The 16,317-nt window shown below is 70.6% G+C and carries 14 protein-coding genes; 8 read left to right on the forward strand and 6 right to left on the reverse strand.

Annotated elements, in window-relative coordinates; all coding sequences use genetic code 11:
* Window positions 1–18: 18 nt before the first annotated feature.
* Window positions 19–1,926: an ATP-binding cassette domain-containing protein gene (locus tag C7444_RS10125; protein WP_110400741.1), complete on the reverse strand. Its 1,908-nt coding sequence runs from the start codon at window positions 1,924–1,926 to the stop codon at window positions 19–21.
* 241 nt (window positions 1,927–2,167) lie between these two features.
* Between C7444_RS10125 and C7444_RS10130 the strand changes: the two genes are divergently transcribed.
* Complete coding sequence (locus C7444_RS10130) at window positions 2,168–2,392, forward strand: hypothetical protein (RefSeq protein WP_110400742.1); 225 nt, start codon at window positions 2,168–2,170, stop codon at window positions 2,390–2,392.
* A gap of 10 nt (window positions 2,393–2,402) precedes the next feature.
* On the opposite strand, the gene lnt is transcribed toward C7444_RS10130, so the two are convergent.
* Together lnt and C7444_RS10140 are read right to left on the reverse strand one after the other, a co-directional pair.
* Window positions 2,403–3,971 (reverse strand): apolipoprotein N-acyltransferase, encoded by a 1,569-nt coding sequence (gene lnt / locus C7444_RS10135; RefSeq protein WP_110400743.1) that lies wholly within the window; start codon window positions 3,969–3,971, stop codon window positions 2,403–2,405.
* Window positions 3,958–4,848, reverse strand: a complete 891-nt coding sequence (locus tag C7444_RS10140) for an HlyC/CorC family transporter (RefSeq protein WP_110400744.1) — start codon at window positions 4,846–4,848, stop codon at window positions 3,958–3,960. The genes lnt and C7444_RS10140 overlap by 14 nt, the downstream gene beginning before the upstream one ends.
* A gap of 202 nt (window positions 4,849–5,050) precedes the next feature.
* Here C7444_RS10140 and C7444_RS10145 point away from each other — a divergent pair, with 202 nt between their 5' ends.
* The 7 genes from C7444_RS10145 (at window position 5,051) to C7444_RS10175 (ending at window position 13,844) form a co-directional block, all read left to right on the forward strand.
* On the forward strand, window positions 5,051–6,088 hold the full coding sequence (locus C7444_RS10145; protein WP_110400745.1) for a CobW family GTP-binding protein: 1,038 nt from the start codon (window positions 5,051–5,053) through the stop codon (window positions 6,086–6,088).
* Between the two features lie 273 nt (window positions 6,089–6,361).
* The gene (gene dksA, locus C7444_RS10150) at window positions 6,362–6,850 is read left to right on the forward strand and encodes an RNA polymerase-binding protein DksA (RefSeq protein WP_110400746.1); all 489 of its coding nucleotides are present in this window, start codon (window positions 6,362–6,364) and stop codon (window positions 6,848–6,850) included.
* Window positions 6,851–6,899: 49 nt separating this feature from the next.
* Window positions 6,900–8,696: a hypothetical protein gene (locus C7444_RS10155; RefSeq protein WP_110400747.1), complete on the forward strand. Its 1,797-nt coding sequence runs from the start codon at window positions 6,900–6,902 to the stop codon at window positions 8,694–8,696.
* A gap of 193 nt (window positions 8,697–8,889) precedes the next feature.
* Window positions 8,890–9,447 carry an ATP-dependent protease subunit HslV gene (hslV, locus tag C7444_RS10160; RefSeq protein ID WP_110400748.1) on the forward strand — a complete coding sequence of 186 codons (558 nt, stop codon included), beginning with the start codon at window positions 8,890–8,892 and terminating at the stop codon, window positions 9,445–9,447.
* 7 nt (window positions 9,448–9,454) lie between these two features.
* Complete coding sequence (gene hslU, locus C7444_RS10165; protein ID WP_110400749.1) at window positions 9,455–10,810, forward strand: ATP-dependent protease ATPase subunit HslU; 1,356 nt, start codon at window positions 9,455–9,457, stop codon at window positions 10,808–10,810.
* A gap of 109 nt (window positions 10,811–10,919) precedes the next feature.
* Window positions 10,920–12,962: a putative bifunctional diguanylate cyclase/phosphodiesterase gene (locus C7444_RS10170; protein ID WP_110400750.1), complete on the forward strand. Its 2,043-nt coding sequence runs from the start codon at window positions 10,920–10,922 to the stop codon at window positions 12,960–12,962.
* Window positions 12,963–13,007: 45 nt separating this feature from the next.
* Window positions 13,008–13,844, forward strand: a complete 837-nt coding sequence (locus tag C7444_RS10175) for a potassium channel family protein (protein ID WP_245909499.1) — start codon at window positions 13,008–13,010, stop codon at window positions 13,842–13,844.
* On the opposite strand, the gene C7444_RS10180 is transcribed toward C7444_RS10175, so the two are convergent.
* The 3 genes from C7444_RS10180 to C7444_RS10190 all read right to left on the reverse strand — a co-directional run bounded on the left by C7444_RS10180 (window position 13,841) and on the right by C7444_RS10190 (window position 16,288).
* Window positions 13,841–14,623 (reverse strand): type III pantothenate kinase, encoded by a 783-nt coding sequence (locus C7444_RS10180; RefSeq protein WP_110400751.1) that lies wholly within the window; start codon window positions 14,621–14,623, stop codon window positions 13,841–13,843. The genes C7444_RS10175 and C7444_RS10180 overlap by 4 nt on opposite strands.
* Before the next feature lie 54 nt (window positions 14,624–14,677).
* The gene (locus C7444_RS10185; protein ID WP_110400752.1) at window positions 14,678–15,253 is read right to left on the reverse strand and encodes a hypothetical protein; all 576 of its coding nucleotides are present in this window, start codon (window positions 15,251–15,253) and stop codon (window positions 14,678–14,680) included.
* Window positions 15,254–15,451: 198 nt separating this feature from the next.
* Window positions 15,452–16,288 (reverse strand): ABC transporter ATP-binding protein, encoded by an 837-nt coding sequence (locus tag C7444_RS10190; RefSeq protein ID WP_110400753.1) that lies wholly within the window; start codon window positions 16,286–16,288, stop codon window positions 15,452–15,454.
* Window positions 16,289–16,317: the final 29 nt, after the last annotated feature.

A 16,317-nucleotide genomic window follows, 5' to 3' on the forward strand; every position in this document is an offset into this window, starting at 1 on the left:
GGGAGCGTCCGGCCGGGCTCAACCCGCCGACAGCAGCTCCCAGCGCTCCAGCAGCGTCATCAGCTCCTCCTCGATCTGCTCGAAGCGGCCCTGCACCTCGCGGATGCGCTCGGCGCCCTGGGCATACAGCTCGGTGCCGGCCAGCAGCTCGGAGAGCTGCTTCTGCTCGAGCTCCAGCGCTTCCAGGCGGGCCGGCAGGCCGTCGAGCTCACGCTGCTCCTTGTAGCCGAGCTTGCGCCTGGCCACCGCAGGGGCAGACACCGCCACGGCCACCGGGGCCGCGGCGATCGGCGCCGGGGCGGGCGCGGCCGCGGCGGCCTTGGCCTGGGTGGCAGCGGTTTTTGCCGCCAGCGCCTTGGCGCGCTGGGACTGGATCAGCCAGTCCTCGACGCTGCCCTCGTACTCGCGCCAGTGGCCGTCGCCCTCGCTGACCAGCGTGCTGGTGATGACGGCGTCCAGGAAGCGGCGGTCGTGGCTGACCAGGAAGACGGTGCCCGGGTAGTTCTGCAGCAGCTCCTCGAGCAGGTCCAGCGTCTCGATGTCGAGGTCGTTGGTCGGCTCGTCGAGCACCAGCACGTTGGCCGGCTTGGCGAACAGGCGGGCCAGCAGCAGGCGGTTGCGCTCGCCGCCCGACAGGCTCTTGACCGGTGAATTGGCCCGGGCGGGCGAGAACAGGAAGTCGCCCAGGTAGCTCATCACGTGCTTGCGCCCGCTGGGCGAGTCGATCCACTCGCTGCCGGGGCTGATGGTGTCGACCAGCGTCGCCTCGGGGTTGAGCGCGCCGCGCATCTGGTCGAAGTAGGCCACCTGCATCTGGGTGCCGAGCTTGACGGTGCCGCTGTCGGGCTCGAGCTGGCCCAGCAGCATCTTGAGCAGCGTGGTCTTGCCCGCGCCGTTCGGGCCGATCAGGCCGACCTTGTCGCCGCGCAGGATGGTCAGGCTGAGGTCACGCACGATGGTGCGGCCGTCGTAGGCCTTGCTGACGCCTTCCAGCTCCGCGACGATCTTGCCGCTGCGCTCGCCGGTGGCCACGTCGAGTTTGGCCCGCCCCAGCACGTCGCGGCGCGCGCTGCGCTGCTCGCGCAGCTGCACCAGGCGCTGGATGCGGCTGACGCTGCGGGTGCGGCGCGCCTCGACGCCCTTGCGGATCCAGATCTCCTCCTGCGCCAGCATCTTGTCGGCCCGGGCATTGGCCAGCGCCTCGTCCTCGAGCTCGCGTGCCTTGGTGGCCTCGTAGGCGCTGAAGCTGCCGGGGTAGCTGCGGATCTGGCCGCGGTCGAGCTCGATGATGCGGGTCGACACCGCGTCCAGGAAGGCCCGGTCGTGGGTGATCACCAGCAGCGCGCCCTTGAAGGCGACCAGCAGCTCCTGCAGCCAGAGGATGGCGTCGAGGTCGAGGTGGTTGGTCGGCTCGTCGAGCAGCAGCACCTCGGGGGCGGCCACCAGCGCCTGCGCCAGGGCCACGCGCTTGCGCATGCCGCCCGACAGGTCGTCGACCCGGCGGTCCCCGGCCAGGTCCAGGCGGTGCAGCGTCTCGTCGACGCGCTGCTCCCAGGTCCAGCCGTCGAGCGCCTCGATGCGGGTCTGCAGCGCGTCCAGGTCCTCGCTGCTGTCGTGGGCCTCGTAGCGGGCGCGCAGGTCACGGGCCTCGGCCACCCCTTCGCTGACCGCGTCGAACACGGTCACGCCAGGGGCGAACTGCGGCTCCTGGGGCACGAAGTAGCGGCGCAGGTTCTGCTGCACCTGCACGCTGCCGTCGTCGGGCAGCTCGAGTCCGGCCAGGATGCGCAGCAGCGAGGACTTGCCCGTGCCGTTGCGGCCGATCAGCCCGAGGCGTTCTCCGGCCTCCAGCGACATCGCGGCATGGTCCAGCAGGGCCACGTGGCCGAATGCCAGGCTGGCATCGAGGAGATTGAGAAGCGCCATGGGGAAGGTTCCGGAAGCGTGCCCGGCCGCCAGGGCCGTCGACATCGCCAGATGTGGTTGCAGAGCGCCGGATTATGGACAAGGTGGACCCACCCTGCCGCGCCGTGCATTCATGCACGAAGCGCACGCCCGGGACGGAACAGCCCCCGACATGGGTGACTTTTCGCATCTCCAACCCCCGCGAGGCCGCCTTAAGGTGCGTCCAGCGCGACGGATCACGCCGCGATCACAGGAGGCCGTGATGGCATTTCCGGACGACACCGCGCCGATGCGCCTGGCCACCGAGGACGACCCGCTGCCGCTGGTCGACCTGAAATGGCTGATGTGCGCCTATGGGGACTGGCTCGACGTGCCCCGGGTCCGGCGTGAACCGGCTTATGCCCGGGCCTGCCTGGAACTCGCGCTGGCGATGCCGCTGGAGCTGATCCGGCGCACCGCCGAGCGGGTGCTCAAGCCCTGGCTCTGAAGCCCGCGGCTCAGGCCCGGCGCCGCCGGGCCGCCAGCGCCATGCACAGCGCACCGGCCCCGCCCAGCCCCCACAGCGGCCACAGGCGCCAGCGGCCCGCCCACCAGGCGTAGGGCGTGACGCCGCTGCGGCCCTGCACCTCGCCGACCAGCACGCCCCGGGTGTGCGGCGCCAGCTGGTGGGTGACCCGGCCGAGGTGGTCGATGATCACCGTCGCGCCGGTGTTGGTCGAGCGCAGCATCGGGCGCTGCAGCTCCAGCGCCCGCAGGCGCGAGATCTGCAGGTGCTGGTCGACCGCGACGCTGCGGCCGAACCAGCCGATGTTGCTGACGTTGGCCAGCACCGTGGGCGCCCGTGCCGCGTCGGTGAACCCGGCGGCGATCTCCTCGCCGAACAGATCCTCGTAGCAGATGTTGGGCGCGATGCGCTCGCCCCGCACGTCGAAGGTCGGTGCGGCCAGCGGCCCGCGGCTGAAGTCGCCCAGCGGGATGGCCATCAGGTCGACGAACCAGCGGAAGCCCCAGGGGATGAACTCGCCGAACGGCACCAGGTGGTGCTTGTCGTAGCGGTAGGCCGGCGCCGCCGCCTGCAGGCCCAGCACCGAGTTGGTGTAGCCACGCTCGAAGCTGCCCAGCGGCAGGCCGATCAGCGCCGCGCCGCGGCCCTGGCCAAAACGGCGCTGCAGGCCCGCCCAATAACCGTCGGGCAACTGCTCGGGCAGCAGCGGGATGGCCGTCTCGGGCGTGACCACCAGGTCGGTGTCGACCCGGGACAGCGCCTCGGCATGCCAGATCAGGCCGGCCTCGATCTGCGCGGGATCGAACTTCTCGTTCTGCGGCACGTTGCCCTGCAGCAGGGTCACGCTCAGCGTCCGGGTCGGCCGGGTGAAGTCACCGCCGGAGCCCGCGGGCGGGGTCCAGGCCAGGCCGGCCAGCAGGACCGGCACCGGCAGCAGCCGGACCGCCAGGGCACGGCCGGGCGACAGGCACCAGGCCGCGCCCAGTCCGGCCAGGGCCGCCGCCACCGCGCCCATGCCGTAGACGCCCACCCACGGCGCCAGCACGGCCAGCGGGCCGTCGATCTGGGCATAACCTGCGGCGCCCCAGGGAAAGCCCGTCAGCCACTGCGCCCGGGCCAGGTCGACCAGCAGCCACAGCGCCGCCCAACCCGCCACGTCGATCACCAGCCGGCCGCTGCGCCAGCGTGTCCAGGCGGCCACGGCCAGGGCGCCGTACAGGGCCAGGAAGCCGGCCAGGCCCAGCACCGCCAGGCCGGCCAGGGGCGCGGGCAGGCCACCGTAGCGGTGCATGCTGATGAACAGCCACCAGAAGGTGCCGGTGAGCGCCGCCGTGCCGTGCAGCCAGGCGAGCAGCGCATGGCGCCGCACGCCGGTGCCGCGCCAGACCAGCGCCGCCAGCAGCCCCAGTCCCAGCACCTGCGCCCAGGCCCTCGGCACGGGGGCCAGCGCCCAGGCCTGCAGCAGACCGCCCAGCACGGCCACGACCGCCGCCCCGCCCGTCGGCCACGTCGCCGCCTGCGGGGTCGCCCGTGCGCCGCCGCGCCAGTCAGTGGCCGTCACGCACCGGATCCGCGGGCACGCGGGTGACCTTGAACCAGCGCACCGCACCACCGCGGGTCAGCATGACGGCAAAACGCAGCCCGGCCACGTCGACCGCCTCGCCACGGCGCGGCACCCGGCCGAGCTCGTGGGCGACCAGGCCACCGATGGAATGGAACTCGTCCTGCGGCAGTTCGGCGGCGAAGTGCGCGTTGACCGCGCTGATGTCGGTGTCGCCCGCCACCCGCTGGCTGCCGTCAGCCAGGGTGTAGATGCCGGACTCGCCGTCCTTGTCGTCGAACTCGTCCTCGATCTCGCCGACGATCTCCTCGAGCACGTCCTCGATGGTGATCAGCCCGGCCACCTTGCCGAACTCGTCGACCACCAGCGCGAGGTGGTTGCGGTTGGAACGGAAATCGCGCAGCAGCTCGTTGAGGCTCTTGGACTCGGGCACGAACACCGCCGGGCGCAGCAGCGTGCGCAGGTTCAGGTCGGGCGAGCGCTGCAGCTTGAGCAGGTCCTTGCTCATCAGGATGCCCAGGATGTTCTCGCGATCGTCCTCGTAGACCGGAAAGCGCGAATGGCCGGTCTCGATGATGGCGGCGAGCACCTGGTCGTAGGGCGCCTCGATGTCGAGCAGGTCCATGTGCGGCGCGGCCACCATGACGTCCCCGGCCGTCAGGTCCGCCATGCGCAGCACCCCTTCGAGCATGGAACGCGACTCGGGATCGATCAGTTCACGATGCTCGGCATCGGCCAGGGTCTCGATCAGCTCGTCCTTCGAATCCGGGCCCGGGGAGAGGAACTCCACGAGGCGGGCGAACAGGGTGCGTCGATCGGCGGGGCGCCCGCGCGCAGCCAGGCGCGGTGCCCGGGGACTGGGCTGAGGTTCGGACACGGACGGGTGCCTGAAGTGGAGAGGCGCCCAGAATAACGCAAGCCGATGTCAGCACGCCCCCTGGCGTGGCCCGCGGCGACGCCCCGGCACGACGGCCCGTGCGGCCTTGACAGGGCCCGCCCCTTGCAAGACATTGATCCGTCCCCACCTGGGCTGCCCCGAGGCGGGACCTCCCTGCCCCCACTTCACGCACACCTCCACCATGTCCGACGGCCTCATTCCCGCCACCATCCTCACCGGCTTCCTGGGCTCGGGCAAGACGACGCTGCTCAAGCGGGTCCTCAGCGAAGCCCACGGCCAGAAGATCGCCATCATCGAGAACGAGTTCGGCGAAGAGAACATCGACAACGACATCCTGGTGGCCGAGACGCGCGAGCAGATCATCCAGATGAGCAACGGCTGCATCTGCTGCACGATCCGCGAGGACCTGCGCGCCACGCTGGCCGACCTGGCCAGCCGCCGCCGCAAGGGCGAGCTGCAGTTCGACCGGGTGGTCATCGAGACCACCGGCCTGGCCGATCCGGGCCCGGTCGCGCAGACCTTCTTCATGGACGACGAGGTCGCCGAAGGTTTCCTGCTCGACTCCATCCTGACGCTGGTCGACGCCAAGCACGGCGACCAGCAGCTCGACGACCGCCAGGAAGCACGCCGGCAGGTCGGGTTCGCCGACCAGATCTTCATCAGCAAGACCGACCTGGTCGACGCGGCCGAGGTCGACGCGCTCGCCCACCGCATCAAGCACATGAACCCGCGCGCACCGCAGCGCCGGGTCAACTTCGGCGAGGTGCCGATCGCCGAGGTCTTCGACCTGCGCGGCTTCAACCTGAACGCCAAGCTGGAGATCGACCCCGACTTCCTCGCCGCCGACGACCACGCCGGCCATGACCACCACGACCACGCGCACGGCGAGCACTGCGACCACCCGCACCACCATCGCCACGACGATGACGTGAAGTCCTTCGTCTTCCGCTCGAAGCGCCCGTTCAATCCGGCCCGCCTGGAGGACTTCCTCGGCAGCATCGTCAACATCTACGGCCCGCGCATGCTGCGCTACAAAGGCGTGCTGAACATGCAGGGCACCGACCGCAAGGTGATCTTCCAGGGGGTGCACCAGCTGATGGGCAGCGACCTGGGCCCGGCCTGGGAAGCGGGCGAAGAACGCCTGAGCAAGATGGTGTTCATCGGCATCGACCTGCCCCGCGAGATCTTCGACCAGGGCCTGGAGCAGTGCCTGGTGTGACATGGAACCCACGCTCCGGGGCCGCAGGGTCATCAGGCCGTCCCGATCGGCCCCGGGCATGGCTACAATCCGCGCGCCCGTCGAAGCTCGCTGGATTTCCAGGGGCGGACGCAGGTGGGCCGGCGCAGACGCCGGCAACGGGCCACCCGTCCCGAAGCACCCGCAGAGGTGTCGCCACGATGTGCTGCGCCAGTCTGGCAGCCGAATGATCGCTCGCCGCACCCGGCTGTTGGATGCGGCGCCCCAGTTCCAGCCTGCCATCCGAGCCTGACCATGTCCCAGAACGAATCGAACCGCACCATGTCGACGCAAGACCCTCAACTGGCTTCCGCCTGGAAGACCAAGGCCGGACGCGACCTGACGGACGCCGAAGTCAAGGCGATGCCCGAGAGCGAGTACATGAGCCCGCAACAGCTCGAGTTCTTCAAGACCAAGCTCGAGACCCAGAAGAACGATCTGCTGGCCAACGCGGGCGAGACGACCGAGCACCTGCGCGAGGACACCTCGATCGTGCCGGACCCGGCCGACCGCGCGACCATCGAAGAAGAGCATGCGCTGGAACTGCGCACCCGCGACCGCGAGCGCAAGCTGCTCAAGAAGATCTCGCAGTCGATCTCCCGCATCGAATCGGGCGAGTACGGCTACTGTGACGAAACGGGCGAGCCGATCGGAATTCCTCGCTTGCTGGCACGTCCGACCGCTACACTGTCCCTCGAAGCGCAGCAGCGCAGGGAACTCAAGCAAAAACTGTTCGGCGACTGACCGAAGGGTCGCCTCGGCGCCCCGGGGAGCGGCGCCCGATCCACTACCCATGGCTGACTCCACGGACTCCCCCAAGAGCGGTTTTTTCCGCAAGGTGGTGCGTTTCGCGCTCAATCCGACCACGGACTGGGCCGACCTGAACCAGTCGTCGGCGGAGTCGCGCGAGAGCGAATACGCCAAGACCGAACTCAAGGCGATGATCGAGCGCAAGCGGCGCAACGACTTCGTGCGCAAGCGCGAATTCGACATGCTGCGCAAGATCCGCCGCGAAGGCGTGACCGGCGAAGGCATCGCCGGCCTCGAGGGCCTGTCGCGCATCGACGACTCCGAGGTGCGCATCAACGACAGCGTCGGTGCGCGCTCCGACCAGGACGTCAAGGACAAGATCGACGCGATCGAGCGCATGATGGTCGGCGACTCGGCCGCCAGCCAGGCCCGCCGGGGTGCAGCCGTGGTGCGCTCCAGCCCGCCGCAGCGCAGCGACTCCTTCTTCGCCGCCACCACCGCACCGCAGGTCATGCCGTCGACGCCGCTGCTCAGCGATGCGTTCAAGCCCACCACGCCGATGCTGATGGAGTCCGAGGAACGCGAGATGGCCGCAGGCCACTTCGGCGAGCACAGCCTGTCACCGGGCGCCACCAGCACCCAGAGCGTGCGGGGCGATCTGTCGTCCGGCGGCCGCCTTCCGCGGGTGTCCGCGGTCGCGCCGCTGATGGACAGCTCCAACGCCTATGCCGTCGAGGTGATCGAGCTGGCGCACGACCCGGACCTCGACGAGGCGGTCATCGCCTTCGCCAACGCCGACTTCGAGCACTGCGATCAGGCGCTGCAGAACCTGATCGGCGTCAACGGCTCGCGGGCCCAGCACGCGGAGACCTGGTTCGCGCTGTTCGACCTGTACCGGGCCACCGGCCAGCAGCTCAAGTTCGATTCGCTGGCGATGGACTACATGCAGCGCTTCGGCTGGTCGCCGCCGCAGTGGTTCTCGCTGCCGCGCCTGGTCGCCGATGCGGCCACCGCCAGCAAGGGCCGCTCCGCGGCCACCACCAGCCACGCGCAGCTCGACGCCTCGGTGGGCTGGGTGGCGCCCGAGCGGCTCGACCTCGACGCGGTCGTGCAGCTGCGCTCGCAGCTGCTGCAGATGCCGCTGCCCTGGGTGCTGGACTGGCGCAACGTCCACCACATCGAGGTCGAGGCCTGCACCGCGCTGAGCCGGCTGCTGCACGACTGGGCCGACGAGCCCATCGACATGCGCTGGGTCGCAGGCGAGCGCCTGTTCACGCTGCTCGCCGAGACCGCCCCGTCGGGGGCCAAGGATGCCGATCCGGCCTACTGGCTGCTGCGGCTCGAGGCCCTGCGCCTGGCGCAGCGACCGGCCGAGTTCGACCAGGCCGCGATCGACTACTGCCTGACCTACGAGGTCTCGCCCCCGTCCTGGAGCCCGGCGCAGTGCTCGCTGCGCATGTCCGATGCCTCCGGCGTGGCGCAGGCCCTGCCCGACGAGCAGGTCCAGGAGATGCAGCCGGGTTTCGTCGAGTCCAGGCCCTACGACGAAGAACAGCCGCACCAGATCACGCTCGAGCTCAACGGCCAGCTGGTCGGCGACATCAGCCTGCTGCTCAAGGAGATGGAAGCCCAGATCGGCGACGTGCGCCAGATCCAGGTGTCCTGCGCCCGGCTGATCCGCGTCGACTTCATCGCCGCGGGCGATCTGCTGAACTGGGTGCTCAACCGCCGCACCGAGGACCGCAGCGTCACCTTCGTCGACGCCCACCGCCTGGTGGCGCTGTTCTGCGGCGCGATGGGCATCACCGAGCATGCCCGGGTCACGGTGCGCCGGACCTGAGCCTTGAACCTTTGAACCGGTTTCAGGCACGAACCCCGTCAGCGCGCCCTCCGCGGCGCCCTGCCTCTTCCATCCGGTAGGCCGGCGACAGGCCCGGGCCCGGTCGTCTCCGGGGATCGCTCACCGGCGGTCCCGCGGCGCGGCCCGTGGCCGACTGTCCCCTGCCCCGGTTCACCCTCCAGACAGGATCCCCATGGAATCATCCTCCTCGTCATCGCCCAGTTTCCACGGCACCACCATCGTCAGCGTGCGGCGCGGCCGCACGGTGGCCATCGGGGGTGACGGCCAGGTCACGCTGGGCCACATCGTCGTCAAGTCCAGCGCCCGCAAGGTCCGCAAGCTGCACCGTGACCAGGTGCTGGCGGGTTTTGCCGGCGCCACCGCCGACGCGTTCACGCTGTTCGAGCGCTTCGAATCGAAGCTGGAGAAACACCAGGGCCACCTGGTGCGGGCCGCCGTCGAGCTGACCCGCGACTGGCGCACCGACCGGGTGCTGCGCCGGCTGGAGGCGATGCTGGCCGTCGCCGACCGGGAGGCCAGCCTGATCATCACCGGCAACGGCGACGTGCTGGAGCCCGAGCACGGCATCGTCGCGATCGGATCGGGTGGCGCCTACGCGCAGGCCGCCGCGCGGGCGCTGCTGGCCCACACCGAGATGGCACCGGCCGACGTGGTGAAACGCTCGCTGGAGATCGCCGGCGATCTCTGCATCTACACCAACCAGTCCCACACGATCGAAACGCTGGATTGAACCCGACATGAGCGCCATGACCCCCCTGGACATCGTCTCCGAACTCGACCGCCACATCGTCGGCCAGCATCAGGCCAAGCGGGCCGTCGCCATCGCGCTGCGCAACCGCTGGCGCCGCCAGCAGGTCGACGAGAAGCTGCGCCACGAGATCACGCCCAAGAACATCCTGATGATCGGCCCGACCGGCGTGGGCAAGACCGAGATCGCCCGGCGCCTGGCGCGGCTGGCCGATGCCCCGTTCATCAAGGTCGAGGCCACCAAGTTCACCGAGGTGGGTTATGTCGGCAAGGATGTCGACACCATCATCCGTGACCTGGTCGAAAGTGCCGTCAAGCAGGAACGCGAGCGCCAGGTCGTGCTGATGCGCACCCGGGCCGAGGACGCGGCCGAGGAGCGCCTGCTCGACGTGCTGGTGCCGCCCCCGCGCGGAGCGTCCAGCCCGCTGGGCTTCGGCCTGGGCGAGGTCGCCCCGGCACCCGCACCCGACAACGCCGCGCGCCAGGGCATGCGCAAGCGCCTGCGCGAGGGCACGCTCGACGACAAGGAGATCGACATCGACCTGGCCGCCGCCCGTCCGACGCTGGAGGTGATGAGCCCCGCCGGCATGGAGGACATGGCCGAGCAGCTCAAGGGCCTGTTCTCGCAGATGGGCCAGGGCCAGCGCGCGACCCGCAAGGTCAGGATCGGCGAGGCCCGCCAGCTGCTGATCGACGAAGAAGCCCGCAAGCTGGTCAACGAGGACGAGATCAAGACCCGCGCGCTGCACCACACCGAGCAGAACGGCATCGTCTTCATCGACGAGATCGACAAGGTCGCCACGCGCAGCGATGCGCAGGGGGCGGACGTGTCGCGCCAGGGCGTGCAGCGGGATCTGCTGCCGCTGGTCGAAGGCACGACGGTGACGACCAAGTACGGCCTGGTGCGCACCGACCACATCCTCTTCATCGCCTCGGGCGCGTTCCACCTGGCCAAGCCCAGCGACCTGATCCCGGAACTGCAGGGGCGCTTCCCGATCCGGGTCGAGCTGGCCTCGCTGAGCATCGACGACTTCGAGGCCATCCTCAAGAGCACGCACGCCAGCCTGATCAAGCAGTACCAGGCCTTGCTGGCCACCGAGGGGGTGACGCTGGACTTCGCGCCCGACGCCATCCGGCGCCTGGCCGAGATCGCCCACGGCGTCAACGAGCGCACCGAGAACATCGGCGCGCGCCGGCTGTCGACGGTGATGGAGCGGCTGCTCGACGAGATCTCCTTCGAGGCGCCCGGGCTGCAGGGCACGACGGTCACGATCGACGCCGCCCTGGTCGACGCCCGCCTGTCGGATCTGGCGAAGAACGAGGACCTGTCGCGCTTCATCCTGTGACCGGAGGTGGCGGGACCGGGGGGGTGCGACGCGGCACCCGCGGCAAAGCGGCCACAATGCAGCATCGACATGCTGAATTGTTCACGCTTTCTCGCCCTGTCACGCCACCATGAATCCGTCCGACGGTCACGACCTGCTGCCCCCTGACACGCTGCGCCAGCTGGTCGACAGCGGGCCGCTCTGGCTGGCGGCCTACGACCAGTCGCTGGTCTGCGTGTACGCCAATGACACGCCCGGCCAGCCCGCCCGGCCCGGCCGCTCGATCACCGAGGTGATGGGCGACGCGTGGACCCGGCGCCATGCCGGGCGCCTGCGCGAAGCGCTGGCCGGCCGGCGCCAGCCCGCCCAGGAAGAGGCCCTGCGCCTGCCCGACGGCCGCCAGCTGCAGGTCGAGATCGGCTGCATGCCCTGCCCTTCGCTGGCCGGCGGCGGCCCCGGGCTGTTCCTGACGCTGCACGACCTGACCCGCCACCACGAGCTGGAGCGTGCGCTGGTCGAGTCCGAGGAGCGGCTCGCCCGTTTCATGCAGGCGAGCATGGAGGGCATCCTGTTCCACCGCGACGGGCTGATCGCCGACGCCAATCCGGCGCTGTGCGAGCTGCTGGGACACACGCTGCACGAGCTGCTGGGCCGGCCCTGGCTCGAGCTGGTCGCCCCCGAGCAGCGCCAGCGGGTCCATCACCTGCTGGGCGGCGGCGAGGACACGACGCTGGAGACCACCTTCCTGCACCAGGACGGCAGCCGACTGCCGGTCGAGCTGATCGACCGCAGCACGCTGCAGGACGGCCAGCCCGGTCGCATGGCCATCGTGCGCGACGTGCGCGACCGCCATGCCGCCCAGGCGCGGCTGCACTACCTGGCCCATCACGATGCGCTGACCGGCCTGCCCAACCACCCCGCCTTCATGGGCCAGCTCGAGCACCTGATGGTGACCGCCCGGGCGGCGCAGACCCAGCTGGCGCTGCTGTTCATCGACCTCGACCATTTCAAGCGGGTCAACGACTCGGTCGGCCACACCGCCGGTGACACGCTGCTGAAGGTCGTGGCGCACCGCATCGGCGCCCAGCTGCGCAGCAGCGACCGGGTCGCGCGTTTCGGCGGCGACGAGTTCATGGTGCTGCTGCCCGGCCTGCGCGAGCGGGGCGACGTGCTGCGGGTGGCCGACAAGCTGCTCGCCAGCATCGCCGAGCCGTTCAGCATCGAAGGCGGGCCGATCTCGGTCACCGCCTCGCTGGGCGCGGCGATCTTTCCGCAGGACGGCGATCGCCCGGAGCTGCTGATCCAGCATGCCGACGCCGCCATGCACGTGGCCAAGGCCCAGGGGCGGGCCGGGGTGGCGCTGTTCGAGCAGGAGGTCGCGCAGGTCGCCTACGACAACCTGGTGCTCGAGGGCCAGCTGGGCCAGGCGATCGAGCAGAACGAATTCACGCTGCTGTTCCAGCCCCAGCTGCGCACCAGCGACCAGCAGATCGTCGGTGTCGAGGCGCTGATCCGCTGGCACCACCCGGAGCGCGGGCTGCTGGCGCCGGACGAATTCATCGCGCTGGCCGAGCAGCACCGCCTGATCGTGCCGATCGGCCAGTGGGTGCTGGCCGAGGCGACCCGCTGCGCGCAGCGCTGGCATGCCCAGGGCCGGGCGATGACGGTGGCGGTCAACCTGTCGACGCTGCAGTTCCAGGCGCCCGGTTTTGTCGAGTCGATCGAGCGGCTGCTGCGCGACGCCGGCCTGCCCACCGGCTGGCTGGAGCTGGAGCTGACCGAGCGCATGCTGATGGACGACGTGCCGACCGTGCGCGAGCGGCTGCACCAGCTGCGCGCGCTGGGGGTGAAGCTGTCGGTGGACGACTTCGGCACCGGCTACTCCTCGCTCGGCCACCTCAAGGACCTGCCGATCGACAAGATGAAGATCGACCGCTCCTTCGTGCACGAGCTGCCGCAGGACCGCCAGTCCTGCGCGATCGCGCGGGCCATCATCGAGCTGGCCCGCGGCCTGGGGCTGACCGCGGTGGCCGAAGGGGTCGAGACCGGCGCCCAGCGGGCCTTCCTCGAGGCCCACGGCTGCCATCAGCTGCAGGGCATGGGCATCAGCCCGCCCCTGACGGCCGAACGGCTGGAGGCCTGGCTGCAGCAGCGTGCACACCCGGGCGCTTGACGGATCGCAAGACGGGCGGGGCCCGAGCGCCCTTATCCTGAAGGCATGTCGCCCGTCCCCTCTCCTCGTCCGGACTGCCGACCCGCGCTGCGCATGACACCGGCACCGAGCCGCCTTCAGCGCTGGACGGTGACCGCGGCGCTGGTGCTGACGATCCCGGCCTTCTACGCCGAGCTGCTGCTGGCCGTGCCCAGCGTGCTGGCCGACATCGCCTACGGACTGGCGGCCATGACCGTGCTGCTGACCGAGCTGCCGCGCTGGCGCGCCGACCTGGCCGCCACCCAGGGCTCGACCCGCCTGCGGGCCCGCCTTGGCGGGCGGCACCTGCTGGTGCTGGCGCTGATCACCGGGCTGGTCGGCGCGGCGGCGCTGCCGCCCAGCCTGCACTCGACCGCCGCGCTGACGCTGCGCCTGATCACCGCGATCCTGACGCTGGCCTACATGCTCTGGTCGCTGCAGCACCTGCTCGCGCGGGGCAGCCTGCCGGTGCTGCTCGCGCTGGCGCTGACGGTGCTGTTCCTGTGCGGCGTGGGCTTCTGGTGGCTGGAGCCGGGGGTGACGACGCTGGCCGACGGCCTGTGGCTGGCCTTCACGACCGCCGCCACCGTCGGTTACGGCGACCTGGTACCGACCACGGCCGCCTCGAAGATCTTCTCCGTCTTCGTGGTGCTGCTGGGCTACGGCGTGCTGTCGCTGGTCACGGCGGCCATCGCCTCGACCTGGGTGGAGTCGTCCGAGCGGGCGCTGGAGCAGCAGATGATGCGCGACCTGCACCAGGAGGTCAGCCTGCTGCGCAGCGAACTGGCCCGCTGGCGGGCCGTGCAGACACCGCTGCCGGTGCCGCCGCACGGCCCCGACCGGCACCGCCACGAACGGGTCTAGACCAGCGGCGTCGCGACCGTCGGCAGATCGCTGGCCAGCCGCAGCAGGCCGTCGAAGATCAGGTGATCACGCTGCTGCACCGGCAGGTCGAGGCTGGGCACCAGCTTCACCGCGGCCCCCCCGGTCATGTAGAGCTCGGGCACCTGGCCGGTGCGAGCGACCAGCCGGCGGTGCATGCGCTCGATGGCCCCGGCGATGGCATCGGTGCCCCCGCTCATCAGCGCATCGCTGGTGTTGCGGGGAAAGTCCTGCACCTCGCCGGTGGGCACCTTCAGGCCCGAGGTACCGTTCTCGAGCGCCTTGAGCATCAGGCCGAAGCCCGGCAGGATCAGCCCGCCCAGGAAATGGCCCGCGGCGTCCAGGGCGTCGACCGTCACCGCCGTGCCGACCATCACGACCAGCGCCGGGCGCGGCGGCCCGCTCGCGAGCAGCCGGCTGCGGGCGCCGACCAGCGCGGCCCAGCGGTCGCTGCCCAGGCGTGCCGGGTGCTCGTAGTGGTTGACGACCCCGCCGCCAGCCGACTGCGACACGACCCAGCGGGGCAGCAGGTCCCACAGCTCCAGCTGCTCCTCGACCCGGCGGCGCACCGCCTGGCCCGCCACCGCGCACCCCAGCATGCCCTGCGGCGCCGGCAGGTGGCGCCAGTCGGTCTCGGCCAGCTGGTCGATGGTCTCCAGATAGACCGCGCCCTCGGCCTGCAGCACGGAATCGGTCCGGGGCGCGGCGTACAAGCCCCACTTGAGGCGGGTATTGCCGATGTCGATGACCAGGAAGCTCATGGGTAAGGCGTCAGGAAACAGGAAATCCGGGAGGCGGGCCAGGCGGGTGCCCGCTCAGGCACGACCGCTCAGCAGCTGGTGCACCCGGTCGATCAGGCGATCGGCGGCATCACCGCCGTCCAGGCGCCGCAGGCGGGTCTGGATCTCGGGCAGCAGCGCCAGCAGCTCCTGGCGATGGCGCACGCGGCGCACCCGCAGCTGGGTCACCGCGCTGGACCAGGGCGCCGCGGTGCGCAGCACCTCCAGCAGCGAGGCCTTGGACTGGGCCAGCACCGGGTCCTGGTGGTCCAGCGCGGCCACGTCGGTGTTGCTCATCGCCGCGCCGAGGCCGACCGTGTCCTGGGCGTCGGGGAAAGGCATCGGCAGGGTCTGCGGCGCCGCCACGGGCGCCGGCGGCACCGGCAGGAAACGCAGGTCGGACGGCGCGGCCATCACCACCATGCCCAGCGCCAGCAGCTCGTCGATGTAGCCCCGCGGCACACCGGCCTGGGAGGCCAGGCTCTCGATCTGCTCGAGGCTGCGCTGGCCGTCGATCAGCAGCAGCAGCGTGCGGTGCCGCTGGGACAGGCGACGTTGGTCGCTGGCCAGTTCGGCCCGTGCGGCCGCGGTCTTGCACAGGGTTGCAGCCATCGTCTTCGCTTGTCTCTGTTGTGGGTCTGCCGACCTGCCCAGGCTCGGGCATCGCCATGATTGTCAGCCCAAATCCGCGGATCGCGACCCCTCGCCAGTGCAAAGACACGTCCGCGGCCCAAGAAAAAACCCTGTCGCGCACAGCGGGACAGGGTCGGCGGCAACGGCCGCTCGGGCGGCCGGCAGGGGCGGCAGGACTCAGGCGGCGTCGCGTTCGACGTGGGCCTGCTTGTGGTACAGGAACTCCAGCACCGCCTCGCGCGCGCCCAGGTAGTCCTGGTTGTGGGCCATCTCCAGGCGCGGACGGAAGACCTCGCGCACCGGCGGCAGCGGCACCTGCAGCACCTCGCCGATGGTGGCGGCCGGGCCGTTGGTCAGCATCACGATGCGGTCCGACAGCAGCACCGCCTCGTCCACGTCGTGGGTCACCATCATCACGGTCGAGCCGGTGGTCGCGACGATCTTCATCATCTCGTCCTGCAGCTTGGCGCGGGTGAGCGCGTCGAGGGCGCCGAAGGGCTCGTCCATCAGCAGCATCTTGGGCTCCATGGCCAGCGCACGGGCGATGCCCACGCGCTGCTTCATGCCGCCGGAGATCTCGCCGGGCCGCTTGTCCTTGGCGTGGCTCAGGCCCACCAGGTCCAGCGCGGCCAGCGAGCGCTCCTTGAGCTGCGCCTTCTTCTCGGTCGCGCCGAACACCCGCTCCACGGCCAGCGCGACGTTTTCCTGGCAGGTCATCCAGGGCAGCAGCGAGTGGTTCTGGAACACCACGGCCCGGTCGGGGCCCGGCCCGCGCAGCTCGCGGTCCTCGAGGATCAGCACGCCCGAGGTCGGCGTGGTCAGGCCGGCCACCAGGTTCAGCAGCGTCGACTTGCCGCAGCCCGAGTGGCCGATCAGCGTGATGAACTGGCCACGGCCGACATCGAGGTTGATGTCACGCAGCGCGATGAAAGGGCCCTTCTTGGTCGGGAAGGTCATCCCGACGTTCTCGATGCGCAGGTAGCGGCGGGCGCGTTCGTCCAGGGTGGTGCTCATGGCAAGGTCCTTCAAGCGTTCGGGGCCGG

This window comes from Sphaerotilus hippei (assembly GCF_003201595.1).
In the GTDB taxonomy this organism is placed as follows: domain Bacteria; phylum Pseudomonadota; class Gammaproteobacteria; order Burkholderiales; family Burkholderiaceae_C; genus Sphaerotilus; species Sphaerotilus hippei.

Bases quoted from the DNA above. Each gene is read 5' to 3' on its own strand.
- C7444_RS10125 (WP_110400741.1), bottom strand. From the start codon at position 1,926: ATGGCGCTTCTCAATCTCCTCGATGCCAGCCTGGCATTCGGCCACGTG.
- C7444_RS10130 (WP_110400742.1), top strand. From the start codon at position 2,168: ATGGCATTTCCGGACGACACCGCGCCGATGCGCCTGGCCACCGAGGAC.
- C7444_RS10145 (WP_110400745.1), top strand. From the start codon at position 5,051: ATGTCCGACGGCCTCATTCCCGCCACCATCCTCACCGGCTTCCTGGGC.
- dksA (WP_110400746.1), top strand. From the start codon at position 6,362: ATGTCCCAGAACGAATCGAACCGCACCATGTCGACGCAAGACCCTCAA.
- C7444_RS10155 (WP_110400747.1), top strand. From the start codon at position 6,900: ATGGCTGACTCCACGGACTCCCCCAAGAGCGGTTTTTTCCGCAAGGTG.
- hslV (WP_110400748.1), top strand. From the start codon at position 8,890: ATGGAATCATCCTCCTCGTCATCGCCCAGTTTCCACGGCACCACCATC.
- hslU (WP_110400749.1), top strand. From the start codon at position 9,455: ATGAGCGCCATGACCCCCCTGGACATCGTCTCCGAACTCGACCGCCAC.
- C7444_RS10170 (WP_110400750.1), top strand. From the start codon at position 10,920: ATGAATCCGTCCGACGGTCACGACCTGCTGCCCCCTGACACGCTGCGC.
- C7444_RS10175 (WP_245909499.1), top strand. From the start codon at position 13,008: ATGTCGCCCGTCCCCTCTCCTCGTCCGGACTGCCGACCCGCGCTGCGC.
- C7444_RS10180 (WP_110400751.1), bottom strand. From the start codon at position 14,623: ATGAGCTTCCTGGTCATCGACATCGGCAATACCCGCCTCAAGTGGGGC.
- C7444_RS10185 (WP_110400752.1), bottom strand. From the start codon at position 15,253: ATGGCTGCAACCCTGTGCAAGACCGCGGCCGCACGGGCCGAACTGGCC.
- C7444_RS10190 (WP_110400753.1), bottom strand. From the start codon at position 16,288: ATGAGCACCACCCTGGACGAACGCGCCCGCCGCTACCTGCGCATCGAG.